Here is a 20306-nt window from a genome sequence, read left to right as displayed (position 1 = left end):
GTGGTCCGGCGCCCAACTGTCGGCCCGGCGCGCAACGACAAGCTGGGAGAACTCGACAGCATGCCATGGCAGAACAATGGCGGCCCTTGGGGCGGCGGTGGCGGCGGCAATCGCGGTCCTTGGGGCCAGGGCCCGCGCGGGCCGGGAGGGCAGCCGCCCAATCTCGAGGACCTTCTGCGGCGCGGTCAGGATCGTTTCAAGGAAATGGTGCCGGGTGGCGGCTGGGGCAAGAGGGGCATCGCCCTCGCGGCCCTCGTGCTCGTCGGCCTCTGGGCCTCGACCGGCTTCTATCGGGTCGATCCCGACCAGCTCGGCATCGTCACCCGCTTCGGCGAATGGGTGGAGACCACGGATCCGGGCCTGCACTATCACCTGCCGGCCCCGATCGAACGGGTGCAGACCCCGTCCGTCACGACCCAGAACCGGGTCGATGTCGGCCTTCCGCTCAGCGACAGCATCCGCTCGGTGCGGCGCGAATCCGCGAACGAGAGCCTGATCCTGACCGGTGACGAGAACATCGCCGACGTCGCCTTCTCGGTCTTCTGGGTGATCGACGACGCGGGCAAATATCTCTTCAACATCGAGAACCCGGACGACACGGTGCGCGCCGTCGCCATTTCCGCCATGCGCGAGGTGATCGGCCGCTCGCGCCTGCAGGACGCCCAGACCGAGGGTCGCGAGCGCGTCGCGCGCGAAGCCCGCGAACTGATCCAGTCGGTGCTGAATGCCTATGGCGCGGGTGTCCAGATCACCCAGCTCCAGCTCCACCGGGTCGACCCGCCGGCCGCCGTGATCGAAGCCTACCGCGACGTCCAGGCCGCCCGCGCGAACCAGGAGCAGTACCGCAACGAGGCGGAAGCCTATTACAACGACAAGGTGCCCCAGGCCCGCGGCCAGGCCCAGAAGATCCTCCAGGAATCCGAAGGCTACCGCCAGCAGGTGGTGGCGGATGCCCAGGGTCAGGCGTCGCGCTTCCAGTCGGTGCTCACCGCCTATAACGCGGCCAAGGACGTCACCGTGCAGCGCATCTACATCGAGACGATGGAAGGCATCCTGCGCAACATGAACAAGATGATTCTCGATGGCGGCAATCAGACCCAGGGCGTGCTGCCCTATCTGCCGCTGCCCGAACTCGGCCGTGCGCCGGGCAACCCCGCGGGAGGCCAGTGATGAACCGTCTCGTCATCGCCGGCGTCGTCGTCGTCGCCATTCTGGTCGTCGCGCTGTCGTCCGTCTTCACCGTGTCCATGACCCAGCAGGCCATGGTCCTGCAGTTCGGCGAACCGAAGAAGATGGTCGCGGACCCCGGCCTGCACTTCAAGATCCCGTTCTTCCAGAACGTCGTCTACATCGACAAGCGCGTGCTGGTGGTCGACGCCCCGGCCGAGGAATTGATCGCGGCCGACCAGAAGCGCGTCGTCATCGACAGTTTCGCGCGCTGGCGCATCGTCGATCCGCTGAAGTACTACCAGCGCCTGCGCAACGAGGACAACGCGAGGCGCCAGCTGGCGACCTTCATCTCGTCGACCTTGCGCGACGTCGTCGGCCGCGAACCGCTGACCGCCCTGCTGATCGACCCGCGCGCCGAATCCCACGGCGGCCTCAGGGCGGAGATCATGCGCAACATCAGCCAGCTCGTCGACGCCAAGGCCAAGGAGAACGGGGTCGAGATCGTCGACGTCCGTATCCGCCGCGCCGATCTGCCGGAAGCCAACAGCCAGGCGATCTTCCAGCGCATGCGCACCGAGCGCGAGCAGGAAGCCAAGCTGATCCGCGCCACCGGCCAGGAAGCGGCCCAGAAGCGCCGCGCCGAGGCGGACCGCGAAGCGACGGTCATCATCGCCAACGCCAAGCGCGACAGCGAGATCAAGCGCGGCGAGGGCGATGCCCAGGCGATCAAGATCTTCGCCGACGCCTTCGGCAAGGATCCGGCCTTCTTCGCCTTCTATCGCTCCATGCAGGCCTATCGCGAGGCCCTGAGCGACAGGACGACCACCATGGTGCTGTCGCCCAACAGCGATTTCTTCCGCTATCTCGACAATGTGGCGGGGGCGATCTCGGGCGTGCCGGCGTCGCGGTAATCGGGGAACCGCGCGGCCGGCGCGCAGTAAGCACCGGCCGCGCGAAAAGTTCCCGCCGGTCGCGGAATGGCCTCATTTGATCCCGTGACCGTGCTATTTCGGTCACATTGCGTCCACAATCGGCGCCTAAACCCCGACCGACGGCCGCTTTCATGGCCGGTCTCGAATCTGTTGCAGGAAACGCCGTGGCGGCCCGTCGCCGTCCCGGCACAGCATGGAGCCGTCAGGTGATGGATCTCAATCAACAACGGGGCCTCCTGCCGAAGAGCGCGCTGCGCGCTCGTGCGCTGGTCCGCTCGGGAGACGATGCCGCCCTGCATCGCCGCGTGTTTCTCTTCTTCACCGCCCTCCTTCTGCTGGCGGTCATGCTCGGCAGCCAGGCGGCGCAGGCGCGCAGCGCCCCCGACAGTTTCGCCGATCTGGCCGAGAAACTGTCGCCAGCGGTGGTGAACATCTCGACCACCCAGACGGTTTCCGGCGGCGACGGCGAAGTGCCGATGCCCCAGTTCCCGCCCGGCTCGCCCTTCGAGGAATTCTTCAAGGACTTCCTGGAGCGCCAGGGCCGGGGCAACGCCGAACCGCGCAAGGTCACCTCGCTCGGCTCGGGCTTCATCATCGACGCCTCGGGCGTGATCGTGACCAACAATCACGTCATTCAGGGCGCCGAGGAAATCACGGTGACCCTGTCGGACGGTACACAGCTTCCGGCGGAACTGCGCGGTCACGACGAGAAGACCGATGTCGCGGTGCTGACGGTGAAGCCGTCCAAGCCGCTGCCCTACGTCAACTTCGGCGACAGCGACGCGATCCGTGTCGGCGACTGGGTGATGGCCATCGGCAACCCCTTCGGTCTCGGCGGCTCGGTCACGGCGGGCATCGTCTCGGCGCGTAACCGCGACATCAACGCCGGTCCCTATGACGACTTCATCCAGACCGATGCCGCGATCAACCGGGGCAATTCGGGCGGTCCGCTGTTCAACATGGATGGCGAGGTGATCGGCATCAACACCGCGATCTATTCGCCTTCCGGCGGTTCGGTGGGCATCGGCTTCTCGGTGCCGTCGGCGCTGGCGAAGCAGGTCGTCGCCCAGCTTCGGGAATTCGGCGAAACCCGGCGCGGCTGGCTCGGCGTCCGCATCCAGACGGTGACCGACGAGATCGCCGAGAGCCTGAACCTCGACAAGGCGCGCGGCGCCCTGGTCGTCGGCGTCGACGAGAAGGGCCCGGCGGCGGACGGCGGTATCGAGGTCGGCGACGTCATCCTCGGCTTCGACGGCAAGGACGTGCCCGACATGCGCAGCCTGCCCCGCGTCGTCGCGGAGACCAAGATCGGCGCCAAGGTCGACGTCGACATCTGGCGCGACGGCAAGCAGCAGACGGTCGAGATCCAGGTCGGCCAGATGGACGAGACGGCGGTCGCCGCCGCCGCCGAAGGCAGCGACAAGGGCAGCAGCAGCCCGGCCAAGGCCCAGGTCGTTCTGGGCATGAGCCTCGCGCCGCTCGGCGACGCCCAGCGCGAGCGCTTCTCCCTGCCGGACGACGTGAACGGCGTCGTCGTGGTCGATGTCGAAGGCGACAGCCAGGCGGCCGAAAAGGGCATGCGGCCGGGCGACGTGATCGTCGAGGTCGCGCAGTCCAAGGTCGAAACCCCGGCGGAAGTCAGCGACAAGATCAAGGCCGAGAAGGCGGACGGCAAGAAATCGGTGCTGTTCCTGGTCTCGCGCGAAGGCGACCTCAGCTTCGTTGCATTGCGCGTAGACAAGTAATCCGACGGATTGCGCAAAAAGGCCCGGTCGCAGCGATGCGGCCGGGCCTTTTCTCTTGTCGCGCCCGCTCTAGCCCGCCTTCTTCTTTCGCGCTTTCAGGGCGGCTTCGAGATCGGCCAGGGCGGCGGGCATCTGTTCCATCATGCGTTCGATGTCGGGAACCGCCTCGCGGTCGGCGGTCAGGCCGATCGCGACCTCGTCGCGGTAGGACATGATGGTGATGTTGAGGGCGATGCCCTCGATCGCCAGCGAGATGGGATATGAATGCACCAGCTCCGCCCCCGCCAGATAGAGCGGGAAGGGCGGGCCGGGCACGTTCGAGATGATGACGTTGTAGGGCGGGCGATGCATGTCCGCGACCTTGTAACGCGAATAGAGCCGTGCCGCCTGGGCCGCCACCAGCGGGGCCGCGAAGGCCGACCAGTCCTGCAGCATGTTGGCGGGCAGGGCCTTCAGGGCTTCCTTGGCCTGCACCGTATGGCCCTTGATCGCCTCGATCCGTTCGAGGGGATCGTCGATGTCGGTCGCCAGCGAGACGAACATGGCCGAGACCGCGTTGTTGGCCGCGTTCTCTCCCTCCGTCCGGACCGAGACCGGGCAGACCGCCAGCAGGGGTTCGGCCGGCAATTCGTTCCGCAGTTCGAGATAGCGGCGCAGCGCCCCGGCGCACATGGCGAGGATGACGTCGTTCACCGTGACGCCCACCGCGTTCTTCAGCGCCTTCACGCGGTCGAGCGAAACCTCGCCCACGGCATAGCGCCGATGCGGCGTCAGCGCCCGGTTGAAGGGGGTCTTCGGAGCCTGGAAGGGGGCGGCGGGCATGGCTTCGGTCCGGGCCAGGGCGCGGCGCCCGAAGGCGACGCCTGCGCCGACCACCTTGGGCAGGCGGCGCAGGCTGCGCAGCGGCGAGACGACGCTGTGGACCGAGGCGCGCAGCAGCACCTCGATGTCGCTCGGCGCCCGTTCCGGCACCCAGGGTCTTTCGGGCGGCGGCACCTCGCGCGGTTCGGGCCCGAAATCGAGCAGCGAGACCATGAGTTCCGTCCCCGCCATGCCGTCGATGCAGCAATGGTGGATCTTGATGTAGACCGCCACCTGGTCGTCGGGCAGGCCCTCGATGACATAGAGTTCCCAGAGCGGGCGGCTGCGGTCCAGCGGGCGCGAATGCAGGCGCGCCACCTGTTCCAGCAGCTTGTGGCGGTCGCCCGGCGGCGGCACCGCGATATGGCGCAGGTGGAAGTCCAGGTCGAAATCCGGATCCTCGATCCAGATCGGATGGTCGACGTCGAAGGGCACCTGAACCAGGCGCCGGCGATAGGTCTTGGAGAGATGCAGGCGGCCTTCCATCAGCCTGCGCACGGCCGCGAAATAGCCGCCGGGCGCCGTCGTCTCGGGGCGCTTCAGGATCCACAGCATGCCGATATGCATGTGGTTGTTCGGGGTCTCGATATAGAGGAAGGAGGCGTCGATGCCCTTCAGCCGTTCCATCAGAAGGCTCCCTGTGGGTTTGCGATGGTGTTCGGCAAAGCCACAAGCGCCGATGTCGCGCCGAACCTAGCGGCATCGGGCCTGCAACGGATCGACCGAATGGACTATCGCCCGCGCGCGGCTCGATTGCACTGGCGAGGGGGCGACGCGATGTTATCCTGTCGCCGCGACAGGGAGGTGGTCATGGGGGAACGGATGTCGTCGACATGGATCGGTATGCTGGCGGGGGCCCTGCTCGGCGCGGTGGCCGCGCTCGGGGTGACGGCCCGGGCCGATCTGGGGGACGTTTCGACCGCGTTCCTCGCGTCGGGTGACGATCTGGTGGCGCTGGGCGCGGGCTTCGCCCCCGATTACGAGGGCGCGGGCGATTCGGGCATCGTGCCCGCCGTCTATGCCCATGTCGGCCTGGGCGAGGGGCGTTTCGTCGAATTGATCGGCACCGCGCTGCGCGCCAATTTCATCGGGGCCAGCCGCTGGCAGGTCGGGCCGGTGGTGAACTACCGCCCGGGCCGCCAGGATGCCGACGACGCCACGGTGCGCGCGGTTCACGAGGTGGACGACGCCTGGGAGGCCGGCCTCGCCCTCGGCTGGCAGATCCATGACCCGGAGAATGCGCGCAACCGCCTGCGCGTCGGCCTCGATCTGCTGCAGGACGTCTCGGACGGCCATGGCGGCTTCGTCGCCGATCTCTCCGTCATCTATCGCCAGGAGGTGGCGGGGCGGCTCGATCTCGGCGTGCTGGCCGGGGTCTCCTTCGCCAGCGGCGACTATATGGCCGAGACCTTCGGTGTGACCGCGGCGGACGCGACCGCGAGCGGGCTTTCGGCCTTTCAGCCGGACGGCGGCTTCCGCGACATTCGGATCGCGCCGCTCGCCGTGCTGCATCTCTCGGAGAACTGGCGTCTCGGCGCCGTGGCCGGCTGGCGCCGGCTGATCGGCGACGCCGCCGACAGCCCCGTGGTCAAGGACCGGGGCGACGAAAACCAGTTCTATGCCTCCATGACCATGGCCTACGCCTGGTGACCCGGAGGAGGCGGGCGTGACGGCACGGACGGAGCGGGCGGCGGGCGACGGCTATGACTGGGGCCCCCGGGCCTATCGGCCGGGCGAGCTGTTGGCGGATCGCTGGATCCACCGTGTCGGCGTCGGCTTCGCCGCCGTCGGCTCGATCGTGCTGCTGGTCCTGGTGACGATCTTCGGCGACGGCGGCGCGCTGGCGGCGGTGCTGCCCTATCTGGTCGGCCTGAACGCCATGCTGCTCTGTTCCGCGGCCTATAATCTGACCCGGCCGTCGGCCCGGCGCGAATTCCTGCGCCGCTTCGACCATGCCGCCATCTTCGTCATGATCGCGGGCACCTATACGCCCTTCACCACGCGCTATCTCGAAGGTCCCTGGGCGATCGCCGTCACCGCGACGGTCTGGGGCATCGCCCTGATCGGCGTTGCCGTGAAGATCGGCTTTCCGCGCCGTTTCGAGCGGCTCTCCATCGGCGTCTACCTGGGGCTCGGCTGGTTCCTGGTGATTCCGATCCGCCAGTTCATGGACACGATCGAAGTCTCGACGGCGATCCTGATCGGCATCGGCGGCCTGTTGTTCTCGGCCGGGACCGTGTTTCACGTCTGGAACCGCCTGCTCTACCAGAACGCGATCTGGCATGGTTTCGTGCTGGCCGCGACCGCCTGCCACTACGCCGCCGTCATGCGCGCCATGGCCTTTGGTGCCGGCGCCGGCGATGCCTGACGGTACGGGGTGCAAAAACTCCCATATCGGTTGTATTAATCCGAGCCGCTCCCGGTTGTTAACGAAATTCTTTACCAATATCGGATCACATTGAGCCGGATGCGCGGTGAACCCACGATGGAGCGGGGGTAAATTGCCGCGGCAGTAATGGATGTGCCCGATGCGTGCAGTTCTTGACATGAAGACGACGAAACGAGGTGCCGGCGGGCGGGCCCTGCGCCATCTGGGCGAGCGCGGCGTCGCCATGATCGAATTCGCCTTCGCGGCGATCATCATGGTGACGATCGTCCTGGGCATCCTGACCTATGGCGAGATCCTGGCGAACTACATCCAGTTGAAATACGCGGTCGGCGAGCTTTCGCGCCAGATCGCCACCGGGACCGACGCGGGGGACAGCGCGGCGCGCTTCACCCGGGCCGAGGCTCAGGTGAAGGCGAACAGCGGCTTCGCGGACCAATGCGTGGTCTTCGAGTCGAGCGGCTTCTCCGGCCAGGTGACGGTGACCGGCACCTATGACTTCGGGCCGGAAGGCTGCCGGATGATGCCGGTCTTCCTCCTGCCGACACCGGATACGGTGACGGCCGAAAACACGTTCACCGCGCTCTAGTCCGCAAGCGCTCGGGCAGAGGCAAAGTGGAGACGACGACGGTCATGACCACGACGACGGATCATCCGACGGCCAAGGCGGCCAGCAGGCACGGGCGAGGCGAGCGCGGCGCTTCGGCGATCCTGCTCGCCGTCGGACTCTTCATGTTCATCGCCGTCACCGCGATCGTCGTCGACATCGGCTACGGATTCTATTCGAAGCAGCGGCTGCAGGACACGCTCGACCTCGCGGCCATTGCCGCCGCGCGCGAACTGACCGGTGTCGACGGCGCCGACAGCAATGCGATGACCAGCGCCACGCAGGTCCTGAACCTCAATTACGACGGCGGCGAAACCCTCCAGCTCTCGGTCTCCTGCGGCACGCCGGAGGCCGTCGGCACGGTCTTCATGTGCTTCGGCACCTATAATTCGGCGCCGGACGAGCAGGGCGCGCGGCCCGCGCTCTACGACCGCTTCACCAATGCCAGCACGGCCTGCGAGGCCTGCGATGCCGTCCGCCTCAAGGGCGAGGCGGAATCCCCCAGTTTCTTCGCCCGGGCACTCGGCATCACCTCGCTCGAGGTCGCGGCCGTCTCGACGGCGGTGAACGACAACCCGCCCCGGGCCCAGCTCACCATCCGCAACGATCTCCTGAAGCTCGACGGCGGCCTGGTGAACGACATCCTGGGGCTGCTCGGCGGCAACATCGGCCTGACCGCCATCGGCTCCGGCGGTCTCGCCGATGCCAATGTCGACCTGCTGAACGGCTCGCCGATCCCGCTCGTGGACTTCCTTCAGCAATTGATCCTGAACGAAGGCCTGAACATCGATCTCGATGCCGGCGGTTACGAGCAGGTGCTCGATACCGATCTCGGGGTGGGCGACATCCTCGGGGCGGCGGTCGACGTGCTCGGCCAGGATTCGACGGCCGGCGTGCTGCTCGACGCCATCGGCGCGCAATTGTCGGCCGGCGTCAGTTCGACCACCATCCGCCTCGCCGACATCCTCGGGGTGCAGACCGGCACGGGCACCTCCGCGCTCGACGTCGGGCTGTCCGCCTTCGATCTCCTGACCGGCACGCTGATGGCGGCAAACGGCGAGAATGCGGTCGGCGGCGAGATCAACCTCTCGACCGCGCAGCTCTCCAACCTGCTCACCGATCTCGGCAGCGAGACCGGGCTCGAGGCGCTGGACGGCATCGGCGACCTGACCGACACCGTGCTCGGCGGCGGCGCCAACATCACGCTCCGCGTCGCGGTCATCGAAAAGCCGCGGGTTTCCGCCGTCGGCGATCCGGAACGCGCGCGTGCCGCCGGGCCGAAGCCGCTGCGCGCCAATTACGGCACGTCGGCGGGCTATGCCGCGGCGGTCGATGCTTGGCTCGAGGAAGCGATCTACGTCCGCACGGCCCAGGTTCGCCTGCATATCTCGATCGATCTGCCGGTGCTCGAGAACGTGTCCGGCCTTCTGAACGCGGTGACCGGCCTCGTCAACGGCCTGCTCGGCAATCAGGTGGCGCCGGCGGTCAATTCCCTGCTGTCGCTGAACGTCGTCGGCACGCTCCAGGCGGTGGTCAATCTCGTCGCCGGGCTGCTCAACGGCGTCGTCTGCCTCCTGGCCTGCGTGGAGACCGAAACCGTCACCGCCGATGTCATCGACACCTTGATCCTCGATCGCGGTCCGAGCCAGGGGCCTGGGGTCGATGTCGTGCTCGACGTCGGCGGCGCCGAAGCCTATGTCTCCGACTACGACTGCGACGACGGCGAGAAGACCCTGACCGCGCGTGCCGCGATCACCGCCGCCAAGGCCAATGTCGGCGCCCTGCAGAACCCGGGCAGCGTCTTCAGCTCGACCGAATTCCCGATCGTCGACCCGCTGTCGCTGATCGACATCGGCACGATTCCGACCACGGTCACCCAGCGCAAGGTCTGCGGCCTGCTGCTCCTGAAGCTGACCTGCGACATCACCCAGCCGGCGACCATCAGCGGTGCCGACGATCCGTCGCTGAACGGCCTGCCCAATCCCCATCAGGGCCCGCGCGAGCCCTTCTCGATCGCGGGGGTGACTCTCGGGCTGGAGACACCGCTCCTCGCCAACGACGAGGTGGATCTGGGGGATTACACGTTCGAGGATCCGCCGAACGTCGGCGAGCCGATTCCGGACCCCGAGGGTTACCACGCCTATGCGACCCAGAACGTGGTGGACAGCCTGGGCGACAGTCTCGGCTCTCTCGACATCGAGGTCTATACCGGTGGCAGCAGCGGACTTCTCTCGGACTCGCCGCTGGCGGCCAGCCTGACGGCGATCAATCCGGTGGCCGGCGGCCTGCTGACCAGCCCGATCGAGACGCTGACGGAAACGATCCTGGGGCCCCTGGTGGACGTGCTGTCCAATCTGCTCGATCCCCTGGTGAATTCGCTGCTCGAGCTTCTCGGGCTGCAGCTCAATGCGGTGGAGGTCGGGGGCAATCTCACCTGTACCTCCGGCGGCCGTCTGGTCAACTGATGCCGCGGGAGCCCGGGCGAAGCGGAAGCCGGGCCGACCGGAAACAGCGTGCAAGGAGGCGTCACATGATGTTCGGCCGCGAAAAGGCAGCGGTGACGAAAGGAGAGCGCGGCGCGACGATCATCGAATTCGCGCTGATCTCCACCCTGATGTTCACCCTGATGTTCGCCATCCTCTCCTATGGCGAGGTTCTGGCGGACTATGTCCAGCTTCGCTACCGCGCGGGCGAGGTGGCCCGTCTCGTCTCGCTCGGCGAGGACGGCGCCGACCGCGAGCAGATCTATCTCGACGCCCAGAACGATACGCTGCGGGGCTTCATGAACATGACCGGCTGCGCCGGGGCCCTGACCTACAGCGCGCTGAGCACCACCCCCATTGTCGACGGGGAGGATCCGCCGGTCGAAGTCGGAAGCCAGATCTCCTTCACCCTGTCCTACGACTTCGACCACGGCGGCGACGGCAATTGCCGCATCATGCCGCAGGTCTTCGTGCCGCTGCCCGGCAACGTCAGCGCCACCCGCTCGTTCACCATTTCCCAATAGCGGGATTTGGACCTGCTCCGCGCCCGACGTTAACTTCTTCTCCATGTCCCGAAGGCTTCGATAGACGCCAAAGGGCGGCGATCTTCGCCGCCGGTGTCGTCGGGAGCCCGCGAGGACATGACAAGAACAGGGGGAAAGGGCGCCGGGAAAGCCGCATGCCCGAACCGCGAACAAGGGGTCGCCGCGCTCTGGCTAGTGGTGTCGCTGACCGTGATCGCCGGCATGCTGGCCATGGTGGTGGACGTCGGCTTCGGCTATTTCAACCGCCAGCGCCTGCAGGACGCGCTCGATCTCGCGGCGATCGCCGCGGTCCAGGAACTGCACGACGAGATCGGCAACCAGGCCGAGGCTCTGGCGGCGGTCCAGCGCACGCTCGATCTCAACTATCCCGATGCCGACGAGCGGCTGATCGCGTCGGCGACCTGCGACGGCGCGGCGGCCACCGGTCGGGTGGCGGTCTGTTTCGGCAGGTTCGAGGCGCGCGATTCCAAGGACAGGCTGCTGCCGACCGATCAGCGGTTCACGCCCGGGGGCACGGAAGTGGACGCCGTCCGCCTTCGCGGTCGCGGTGTGTCCGGCATCTTCTTCGCCGGCCTCTTCGGCGCCGACGGGATCGAGGTGGCGGGGACCGCGACGGCGGTGCGCGCGGGTGTGCCGGCGGCCCAGCTCACCATTTCCAGCACCCTGCTGCGCACCCATCGCGGCCTGGTCAATCAGGTGCTCGGCGTGCTCGGCGGCAACGCGGGGCTCAATCTGATCGGTGGAAACGGTATCGCCGACGCCGAGGTGAACTTCCGCGATTTTCTCGATGTGCTCGGGCCCAGCATCGGGATCGGCGCCGGCAATTACGAAGCCGTGCTGATTGCGCCGATCACGGTGGGGGATCTCCTGTCGGCCTCCGCCCTCGCGGTCGGTGCCGGCACCTCGGCGGGGGCGGACCTCGAGGCGCTGAACGGGGGCGGCGGCTTCTCGATCGACGTGCGGGGCATGACATTGCAGCTCTCGGATCTGGTCGCCGCGCAGACCGGCATGAATTCGGCCGGTCTCGACTTCGCCGTGAACCTGTTCGAATTGGTCTATTCGGCCCTGCTGGTCGCCAATTCCAATCATGCCGCCAGTGGCGCCATCACCATCGATCCGGACAGCGTCGACAATTTCCCCTTCCTGAACATCGGTGGCAGCGTCGCCGACGTCTCGATCGCCTTCACCATCATCGAGCCGCCGCAATTGTCGGCCGTCGGCAATCCGGTGGTGGCGGCCGGCCTGACGCCCGCCGGTCAGCGGGATGTGTCCGAGGGCGGCATCCACGTTCGGACGGCGCAGGTCCGCCTGCATGTCCGGATCGAAATCCCGGCGCTGACCGCGCTCTCCGACCTGATCGCCGACATGCAGGCGATGGCGGAGCCGATCGCGCCGGTGCTTGTCTCGGCGCTCGGGCTCGACGTCGTCGGTTCGGTGCAGAGCCTCGTCGATCTCCTCTCCGACATCCTGTTCATCGGCACGCGGACCGAGGCCCGCGACGTTCTCGACATCCAGTTGCTCACCCGCTCCGAGGACGACGACCGGCCGCCGGGCCTCGACGTCGTCATCGACGTCGGCGGCGCCTCCGCCTATGTCACGGATTACGAATGTCCGGAGACGGGCGGGGACAAGCGCCTCGACGTGCAGATCGCGTCCCAGGCGGCGACGGTGCGGGTGGGCCGCCTGGCGGATCCGGATGCCGTCTTCTCCTCGGTCGCGGCGCCGGTGATGGAGCCCCTGCCGCTCATCGACATCGGCTCGAGGCGCTGCACCACGACCAAGACCTGCGTCACCGGCCTCCTGTGCGGCCCGCCGGAGACATCCTGCGACGACCGCCGGGCCCTGACCGGCGGCGGCATCGCCATCCATCTGGAAAGCGAGGTGCTGGGCACGGTCTACGATCCCGACGAATTCGACGATCCGCCCGACGTCGGCACCGGTATTTCGGGCACCTGCTACAACGGCAATGCGCCGCCGCCGCCCTATTGCGAACATCCGCGCCAGAACGAGAAGAAGATCGTCGCCTCGGTGAAGTCGACCCTGTCGGGCCTGCACTTCAAGGCCTATGCCCCGGATACGCCGGTCTCGCTGCTCAAGGTCGCGATCGCCGGGACCGACGGCATCATCGACGGCACCACGACCAATCTCCAGCCCGTGCTCTCCACCATCTCGGGCATCACCGATCCGCTGGTCGCCCATCTGCTGAACGCGCTGGCGATCGGTGTCGCCAATGTCGACGTCGGCGCCAATCTCACCTGCACCACGGGCGGCCGGCTGGTGCGCTGACCGGCCGGATCAGGCGGTGATGGCGGCGTAGAGCCAGGGATCGATGGTCATCAGCGGGGCATGGGCGGGCGCTTCCCAGGAGACCGGGGCCGGGCGCGATGCCGCCGTCGTCACCGCTTCGGCCACGCCCATCAGTGTGAGGCAGCCGACGACGAGCACCCAGGTCCACCACATCATGTCGATCGTGCGCATGGCTCTCTCCTCCATCGTGCCGACAGGCGGAGAGAAAATGCTGCATCAGCGAAAAAAATTCCGCATCTGCTAAATGCTTCGATCCGGGAAGGATGGCGCCGTCAATAGCCGGCCCGCGCCAGCGCCGGCTCGACCGCGCGCCAGCATTCCGCGATGCGCGCCGCCCAGGCGGTCTGGCCGGCGGCGTCCCGCACCCCGTCGTTGCGGATCTCGATCAGCAGGTGGAGCAGGCCCCGCGCCAGGCCGTGGACGGGCATGGCGTAATCCGTGGCCTCGCCGACCGCATAGGGCAGGTTGTCGCCCGCCGTCAGCGCCGGCCAGCGCGCGGTGAAGGCGTCGAGCATGGCCCCGGCGAGGCGGCGGTCGCGCCCGTAGGTGAAGCCGATGCGCCACGGCCGGGGCGTTTCCAGGAAGGGGGTGAAGGAATGGATCGCCAGCACCACGGCCGGCGTACCGGCGCGCAGGCGCGCATCCAGGATGGCGGTGATGGCCGCGTGATAGGGCAGCAGCAGTTCCGCTTCCCGGCGCCGTCTGTCTTCCGCCGTGACCGCCTGATTGCCGGGCACGGTGACGCCGCCGGTGACCGGCGGAATCGAACCCGGGGTGCCGGCCGGGCGGTTGCAGTCGATCACGAGGCGGGAATAGCCGGCGAGGACGAGGGGCGCGTCCAGCAGCGCCGACAGGCGCCGCGCCACCTCCGCCGCGCCGATGTCCCAGCCGATGTGGTCGAGGCGCTGGACCTCGGTCAGGCCCATGTCGCCGAGAGCGCGGGGGATGCGCGGGCTGGCGTGGTCGCACAGCAGAACCACGGGCGACGATCCCTCGGCATTCACGGTTTCGACGGCGGCGGGTTCGTCGGCAGTCAGCAGCGGCATTCTCGAATTCCAACCGATCAGGGGGTATTTCGGCCACCGCGCCACATCGGCGGTGTTTCGGACCGCCAAATGACAACATGACTGCCCGATTTCCAACAATATCTGGTGTCCAGCCGTTCTCCGGGGCCGGGTGCGACCAAATCTTTCGAGGGGAAATGGCTGTGGACACGAATATTTCGGTTTGTTACACCGGCAGGGAGGGCGCGGTAAAAAAGAAGTGCAGGGGGCATCATGGTGATTCGGGCTGGTTTGATCGGGCGCGGCACTTGCGCTGCCCTTGCCCTCGTCCTGTGTGTCGCCCTCGAATCCCCCGCGCAGGCCATCGAATGCGTGCCCTACGCGCGCCAGATTTCCGGCGTCCAGATCAAGGGCGATGCCTGGACCTGGTGGGGCCAGGCGCGGCCCGCCGGCTATGAGACCGGCGGCCGTCCGCAGGCCGGCGCGGTCATGGTGTTCCGGCGCGCCCATGCCATGCGCCGCGGCCATGTCGCGGTCGTCCGCGAGATCGTCGGCCCGCGCGAAATCATCATCGATCATGCCAATTGGCAGTCGCGGCGCAGTGCCCGCAAGGGCCGTATCGACCGCGGCATCTCGGTGATCGACGTTTCGGCCCGCAACGACTGGTCCTCGGTCCGGGTCTGGTATCCGCCGATCGACGACTACGGCTCCAGTGTCTATCCGCTCTACGGCTTCATCTACGGCGACCGCGACGATCGCGCGATCGAGGTCGCGGCCGTGGCCGCCGGCGGGCGCCTGCATCTCCGCCGCGACGAGGGCCGCCGCGACGAACGCGCCGAAGCATCGGCCGACACGCGCGCCGCCGATCGCGCCGCGCCCGTGCCGGCGCCGGCGAGCGGCACGCTGCACGCCGTCGCACGGGCCGGCGAAGCGGTGCCGGGCACCCTGGACGCCCAGCTCGCCACGGCGCAGCACACTGCGGCGACCCTGCAGATCCGGGCGGGCAAGCCCGTGATGATGGGGCGCCCGGTCTATTCCGACGGCGATCCGAAACCGGCCGCCGCGGCCGAAATGCCCCATCGCCGCCAGACCGAGCAGGCGGATGTGGCGGCGCGTCCCGCCTCGACCGCCGTCGGCTCGGTGCCGGCGGTGCCGCGCCCCTCGGTGAAACCGTCGAGCGCCGTCGCGGCCGCGCCCGCGCCCGCGCCCGCGATTTCGGTCGATCGGTCGCCGGTCCGCTATGTGGCGATGAAACCCGGGATCGAAAGCCCGGTCGTGGCCGCCGCCGAAGCCGAAGCCGGAGTCGTCGAGGTCGCCTCGGCCGCCGACGCGGCCCTGCCCGCGGTTCTGCCGACCCTGAAGCCGGCGCCCTGATCCGGCTCTTCACCATCCGGAAGGCCGGGTCATTCCCGGCGGCGAAGACCGGGAATCGGCGCGCCTCGTTGATTCTACCCAGAATGGCGGGACCAGTGCCGGCGACGATGACCGCCGGCCGCTCGTCGCGTATGGTCGGTTCGTAAGGGCGTAAGACGGAGATGGGCTGGAGGACGATTCGATGCAGCAGTTGAGCGGTCTGGACCAGGGTTTCCTGGCGCTCGAGACGCCCAATTCACCGATGCATATCGCCGGCCTCTGTTTCTACGACCCTTCCACCGCCGCCGAACCCTTCTCCTTCGAGCGGATCCGCCAGGGTATCGAGGATCGCCTGCATCTGGCGCGCACCTTCCGCCAGCGTCTGGTGGAAGTCCCGATGTCCCTCGATCGGGCCTACTGGATCGAGGATCCGGATTTCGATCTCGACTATCACCTGCGCCATGTCGCGGTGCCGTCCCCGGGGGATTGGCATTCGCTGATGACCATGGCGGCGCGCATCGCCTCCTACCCCCTGGACCGCAGCCGGCCGCTCTGGGAATTCTATGTGATCGAGGGGCTGGACAATGTCGACTGGCTGCCGAAGGGCAGTTTCGCCACCCTGGTGAAGATCCACCACGCGGCGATCGACGGCGTCTCGTCGAACGACATCCTCTTCGCCCTGACCGACCTCACACCCGAAGGCCGCAACATCGAACCGCCGCGCAAGCGCTGGGTGCCGGAGCGCCTGCCGGGCGCGGGCGAACTCCTGGTGCGCACGGCCCTGACCACGGCGGTCGCGCCCTTCAAGCTGTTCGAAGGCGGCGCGCGGCTGGCCTCCAGCCTGATCGGCTCGGTCGCGCGCCTGCCGAAATACCGCGAGGATCCGCCGCCGGCTCCCTTCCAGGCGCCGCGCACGCCGCTGAACGTGCCGGTCTCGGCCCAGCGCGTGTGGGACGGCGCGATCTTCCCCCTGGATACGGTGAAGCGCATCCGCAAGGCGGTCGAAGGCGCCACGGTGAACGACGTCGTGCTGGCGGTCTGCGCCGGCGCCCTGCGGCGCTGGCTGGACAAGCATCATTCGCTGCCCGACCGGTCGCTCATCGCTTTCGCCCCGATCTCGGTCCGGAACGAGAAGGAGAAGGGGGCCCTCGGCAATCAGGTCTCGGGCATGCTGGTCTCGATCGCGACCGACATCGCCGATCCGATGGAACGCCTCGCCGCCGTCCGCCGCAACACCGAGAAGTCGAAGAGCTTCATCAATGCCGTCGGCGCCCGCGCCCTGACCGATTACACCCGCTTCGTGCCCTCGGCCACGGCCGCCATGGCGACGCGGCTCTACACCCGCATGAAGGCGGCGGAATCCCACAGCCCCATCTTCAACTGCGTGATCACGAACGTGCCGGGGCCGCAGATCCCGCTCTATACCCTCGGCAACCGGTTGGAGGCGCAGATCGGCTTCGGCCCGATCTTCGACGGCATGGGCCTGTTGCTCGCCATCTTCAGCTATGACGGCACGATCTCCATCGGCGTCAGTTCGTGCCGCCGGATCATGCCGGACGTCGCCGATTTCGTCCGTTTCCTCGAAGACTCGCTGAACGATCTCGCGGCCGCCGCCGACGCGGTGCCGGGCAAGGATGCGCCGGCGGCGGAAAAGGCCGAGGCGCCGGCCCCGCGCAAGAAGGCGCCGCGCCGCCGCGCCGGGGCGATCCCGCCGGTCGAATCCGCCGTCGGGTGAGTGTGCTCAGGCGCGCGGCCGGCGGAACACCAGCCGGCTCGCGGCAGAATAATTGAAGACGAGACCGGTCAGGGACCCGGCGATCACGGCGATCGCCGGAATGCCGCGCGCCAGATCCCACCATGTCACCAGGGCGGCATAGACCGCGTAATTGGCACCGAGGCCGAGCAATTGGCTGCTCGCGAACAGCGCCCATTGCCTCAGCAAGGGCATGCGCGAAGCGTGCCGGAAGGTGAAGGCGCGATTGGCGAAGAAGGTGAAGGTGACGGCGGCGGCGAAGGAGAACACCCGCCCGACATAGAGCCCGAGGCCGAGCGCGTAGAGCGCGGCATAGAGCGCGGCGATGTCGACCCCGGCACCCAGCACCCCGATCAGCGCGAAGCGCAGGAAGGGAGCATTCAGCAGCCGCGCGAGCGGCGAGGGAGGCGGCGGATGCCCGTCGCCGCCCATCAATGCCCGGCGCCCGGCGACTGCATGTGGTTGGCCTGGATCTGACTGGCCTGGAGAGGACCGGCGGGGAGCTGGCCGGCGGCATGCGCACCCTGCCTGGGGCCACCGGACGACAGGGGCGCGGTGCCGCTGAACGGCAGGCGGCGCAGGCCGGGCAGGGCGGAAGCCATGGACAGCACCAGGGCGGCCAGATAGGGCAGGGACTGCACCAGCATCACCGCGACCCAGACCCAGGATTCGCGATCACGCTCGCCGTAGACCACGGCGACGGCGGCGGCGGCGGCCCAGAGCAGCAGCATCAGGGTGGTCTCTTCCCTGGCGTTCAGCAGGCCCTGGATGGCGGCCGGCTTGTCGGCGCATTTGGGCGTGCGCAGGAAGGGCTTCTGCTTCTTGACGAGGCCGATGGCGAAGGCCTTGCCGACCGTATAGGTGAGCGCCAGCCCGGCCAGCGCGGCACCCGCCGCCTGCACCGGCGTGCACGGTACGCGCTTCGCGTAGAGCGAGAACGTATAGGCCAGCTTGAAGCCGAACACCGCCAGCGTCGGCACCAGGAACAGGGTGACCGGGAAGGCGAAATAATCGGGCAGCAGCAGAAGGCCGACGGTCCAGGCGAGACCCGCCAGCGTGAACAGAAGATTCATGGCGTCCGCCAGCCAGGGCGCCCAGCCCATGATGAAGTGATACTTCTGGCCGAGCGAGAGGCCGGTGCGGCGGAACGGGTTCAGCCAGGCGGCGCGCCCGCGCAGGATCTGCATGGCGCCGAAGGCCCAGCGGAAGCGCTGGCCGCGATAGGCGGCGAAACTGTCGGGCGTCAGGCCGCGGCCGAAGGGATGGTTGATATAGACCGACTTCCAGCCCGACTGCATCAGCTTCAGGCCCATCTCCGCATCCTCGCAGATGGTCCAGGTCGACCAATTGCCGACCCCGGCCATGGCGTCGCGGCGGATCAGGGTCATGGTGCCGTGCTGGATGATGGCGTCGCGCTCGTTCCTGATCGACATGCCGATGTGGAAGAAGCCGGCGTATTCCCAGTTGATCATTTCCTTGAAGGCGCTCTCGGTCCAGTCGTAGTGGTCCTGGGGGGCCTGCACGAAGCCGACCTTGGCGTCGTCGAAATAGGGAATGGTGGATTTCAGCCAGTCCGGCTCGACCAGATAGTCGCTGTCGATGACGCCGATCACCCGCGCTTCGGGCGCGGTCTGCTGGGCGGCGAAATTCAGCGCGCCGGCCTTGAAGCCCTTGCAGAGGTCGAGATGGAAGAAGCGGAAGCGGGCGCCGAGCTGGCGGCAATAATCCTGCACCGGCTGCCAGATCGCCGGGTCCTTGGTGTTGTTGTCGATCACCAGGACCTCGAGATGCGGGTAGTCGAGCCGGGCCAGACTGTCGAGGGTGCGGCGCACCATCTCGGCCGGCTCGTTGCAGATCGGCAGATGCAGCGAGACCATGGGCCAGGCGCGCTCGCGCTCGGCCGAGGCGGGCAGGCGATAGGGCGTGAAATGCCGCGTCAGGCGCCGCGCGAACAGGCCTTCCGACAATTCGAAGCCTTCCGCCAGGATCAGCGACATCAGGAACACCATGCCGAGGGAAAGCAGGCTCCAGACCGCGATCATCGGCCCGTTCAGATATTGCGTGGTGCCGTAGTGGACGGTCCAGACCGCGACATTGGCCGCGACCATGATGAGCCCCGAGAACAGGATCCTGCCCTGGGGTTTCAGATTGTCGGCGCGGCGCAGGAAGAACAGCAGCGGCAGCAGCGCGATGGCGGCGGCGATCGCCGCGAGCGACCGCCAATCGCGGACGGCGGTGACGGCGCCCGACAGGGGGAACTTGGCCGTGCGGTCGGCATCGAACAGGCCCCAATAGGCACCGACCGCGCCCTCGATCTGGCGCTTCCAGGGCTGGTCGAAGGCTTCCATCAGGGAATAGTCCCAGCCGCGCGCACGCGCCAGGGTCAGGAAATCGCGGATGAAGTCGGCCTCGTTGTCGAGGCTCGGCACCGCGCCGTCGCGCATCCGGCCGTCGGACGGCCAGCCGATTTCCGAGATCAGGATCTTCTTGTCGGGATAGGCCCGGGCAATCTGGTCGTAGCGCCGCGCGACATAGTCGATCGCCTGATCGGCCGGCACGCCTTCCCAATAGGGCAGCAGGTGGACGGCGATATAGTCGACGGATTCGACCAGTTCCGGATGGTCGAGCCAGACGTGCCACGGCTCGGCGGTCGAGACCGGCTGGTCGGTCTGGCGCTTCACGTCCTTGATCAGGCGGATCAGTTCGGGAACCGTCAGGTCGCCGCGCAGCACCGCCTCGTTGCCGACCATCAGGCGCTTCACGTTGGCATTGGCGTTGGCGATCCGGATCAGGCCGGCGATTTCGGCCGCGTTGCTTTCCTCCCGGGTGTCCAGCCAGGCGCCGGCGATCACGGTCAGGCCGTGGCGCTCGGCCAGCGCCGGAATGGCGTCCTGGCCGTTCAGGGTGGAATAGGTGCGCACGCCCTGCGCGACGGTCGCGACCGTCGCCAGATCCTCGTCGATCTGCGCGGCCGTCGGGTGTTCGCCGTCGTTGGGATTCTGGTCGGCACGGTGCGGATCGAAGGACAGCGCCTGGATGCTGCCATCCCAATCGGCCATCTGAACCGGACGGTTGAGCCAGGCCCAGAGCCCGGCATGGGCGGCAAGCAGCAGAAGAAGGACGGCGAGATTACCGGCGAGTTTGCGCATTTCATCTGATC

General features: G+C 67.8%; 16 protein-coding genes. 11 read left to right on the top strand and 5 right to left on the bottom strand.

What is annotated here, in order from left to right; all coding sequences use genetic code 11:
* Positions 1-60 precede the first annotated feature (60 nt).
* From hflK to L2U69_RS12340, 3 genes are all read left to right on the top strand, one after another.
* Complete coding sequence (gene hflK, locus L2U69_RS12350; RefSeq protein ID WP_236107311.1) at positions 61-1170, top strand: FtsH protease activity modulator HflK; 1110 nt, start codon at positions 61-63, stop codon at positions 1168-1170.
* Positions 1170-2081 carry a protease modulator HflC gene (gene hflC / locus L2U69_RS12345; RefSeq protein ID WP_236107309.1) on the top strand — a complete coding sequence of 304 codons (912 nt, stop codon included), beginning with the start codon at positions 1170-1172 and terminating at the stop codon, positions 2079-2081. Before hflK ends, hflC begins: the two co-directional genes overlap by 1 nt.
* A gap of 230 nt (positions 2082-2311) precedes the next feature.
* Positions 2312-3847, top strand: coding sequence for a DegQ family serine endoprotease (locus L2U69_RS12340; RefSeq protein ID WP_236107307.1), 1536 nt, complete (start codon positions 2312-2314; stop codon positions 3845-3847).
* Between the two features lie 69 nt (positions 3848-3916).
* On the opposite strand, the gene L2U69_RS12335 is transcribed toward L2U69_RS12340, so the two are convergent.
* Positions 3917-5335 (bottom strand): WS/DGAT/MGAT family O-acyltransferase, encoded by a 1419-nt coding sequence (locus tag L2U69_RS12335; protein WP_236107305.1) that lies wholly within the window; start codon positions 5333-5335, stop codon positions 3917-3919.
* A 183-nt stretch (positions 5336-5518) separates the two neighbouring features.
* Here L2U69_RS12335 and L2U69_RS12330 point away from each other — a divergent pair, with 183 nt between their 5' ends.
* The 6 genes from L2U69_RS12330 to L2U69_RS12305 all read left to right on the top strand — a co-directional run bounded on the left by L2U69_RS12330 (position 5519) and on the right by L2U69_RS12305 (position 13015).
* A complete protein-coding gene (locus tag L2U69_RS12330; RefSeq protein WP_236107303.1) occupies positions 5519-6358 on the top strand; it encodes a MipA/OmpV family protein in 840 nt (279 codons plus the stop codon).
* A gap of 16 nt (positions 6359-6374) precedes the next feature.
* Complete coding sequence (gene trhA / locus L2U69_RS12325; RefSeq protein ID WP_236107301.1) at positions 6375-7076, top strand: PAQR family membrane homeostasis protein TrhA; 702 nt, start codon at positions 6375-6377, stop codon at positions 7074-7076.
* A 160-nt stretch (positions 7077-7236) separates the two neighbouring features.
* A complete protein-coding gene (locus tag L2U69_RS12320) occupies positions 7237-7683 on the top strand; it encodes a TadE/TadG family type IV pilus assembly protein (RefSeq protein ID WP_236107299.1) in 447 nt (148 codons plus the stop codon).
* A 44-nt stretch (positions 7684-7727) separates the two neighbouring features.
* Positions 7728-10166, top strand: a complete 2439-nt coding sequence (locus tag L2U69_RS12315; protein ID WP_236107297.1) for a pilus assembly protein TadG-related protein — start codon at positions 7728-7730, stop codon at positions 10164-10166.
* A gap of 65 nt (positions 10167-10231) precedes the next feature.
* Positions 10232-10708, top strand: a complete 477-nt coding sequence (locus L2U69_RS12310; protein ID WP_236107294.1) for a TadE/TadG family type IV pilus assembly protein — start codon at positions 10232-10234, stop codon at positions 10706-10708.
* Between the two features lie 117 nt (positions 10709-10825).
* Complete coding sequence (locus L2U69_RS12305; RefSeq protein WP_236107292.1) at positions 10826-13015, top strand: pilus assembly protein TadG-related protein; 2190 nt, start codon at positions 10826-10828, stop codon at positions 13013-13015.
* 9 nt (positions 13016-13024) lie between these two features.
* Here the strand turns inward: L2U69_RS12305 and L2U69_RS12300 are convergent, their stop codons facing one another.
* Together L2U69_RS12300 and L2U69_RS12295 are read right to left on the bottom strand one after the other, a co-directional pair.
* Positions 13025-13207 carry a hypothetical protein gene (locus tag L2U69_RS12300; protein ID WP_236107290.1) on the bottom strand — a complete coding sequence of 61 codons (183 nt, stop codon included), beginning with the start codon at positions 13205-13207 and terminating at the stop codon, positions 13025-13027.
* A gap of 101 nt (positions 13208-13308) precedes the next feature.
* Positions 13309-14082 (bottom strand): N-formylglutamate amidohydrolase, encoded by a 774-nt coding sequence (locus L2U69_RS12295; RefSeq protein ID WP_236107288.1) that lies wholly within the window; start codon positions 14080-14082, stop codon positions 13309-13311.
* Positions 14083-14313: 231 nt separating this feature from the next.
* Between L2U69_RS12295 and L2U69_RS12290 the strand changes: the two genes are divergently transcribed.
* Together L2U69_RS12290 and L2U69_RS12285 are read left to right on the top strand one after the other, a co-directional pair.
* Positions 14314-15414 carry a CHAP domain-containing protein gene (locus tag L2U69_RS12290; RefSeq protein WP_236107286.1) on the top strand — a complete coding sequence of 367 codons (1101 nt, stop codon included), beginning with the start codon at positions 14314-14316 and terminating at the stop codon, positions 15412-15414.
* Between the two features lie 181 nt (positions 15415-15595).
* Entirely contained in the window at positions 15596-17128 is a 1533-nt protein-coding gene (locus tag L2U69_RS12285; protein ID WP_236107285.1) for a WS/DGAT/MGAT family O-acyltransferase, read from the top strand.
* Positions 17129-17134: 6 nt separating this feature from the next.
* Here L2U69_RS12285 and L2U69_RS12280 read toward each other — a convergent pair whose 3' ends face one another.
* Positions 17135-17578, bottom strand: a complete 444-nt coding sequence (locus L2U69_RS12280; protein ID WP_236107284.1) for a GtrA family protein — start codon at positions 17576-17578, stop codon at positions 17135-17137.
* Positions 17578-20295: a glycosyltransferase gene (locus L2U69_RS12275; protein WP_236107282.1), complete on the bottom strand. Its 2718-nt coding sequence runs from the start codon at positions 20293-20295 to the stop codon at positions 17578-17580. The genes L2U69_RS12280 and L2U69_RS12275 overlap by 1 nt, the downstream gene beginning before the upstream one ends.
* Between the last annotated feature and the right edge of the window lie 11 nt (positions 20296-20306).

The organism is Zavarzinia marina (assembly GCF_021568905.1).
GTDB classification, from domain to species: Bacteria; Pseudomonadota; Alphaproteobacteria; order Zavarziniales; family Zavarziniaceae; genus Zavarzinia; species Zavarzinia marina.
This window is presented reverse-complemented; position numbering and strand designations above follow the sequence as displayed.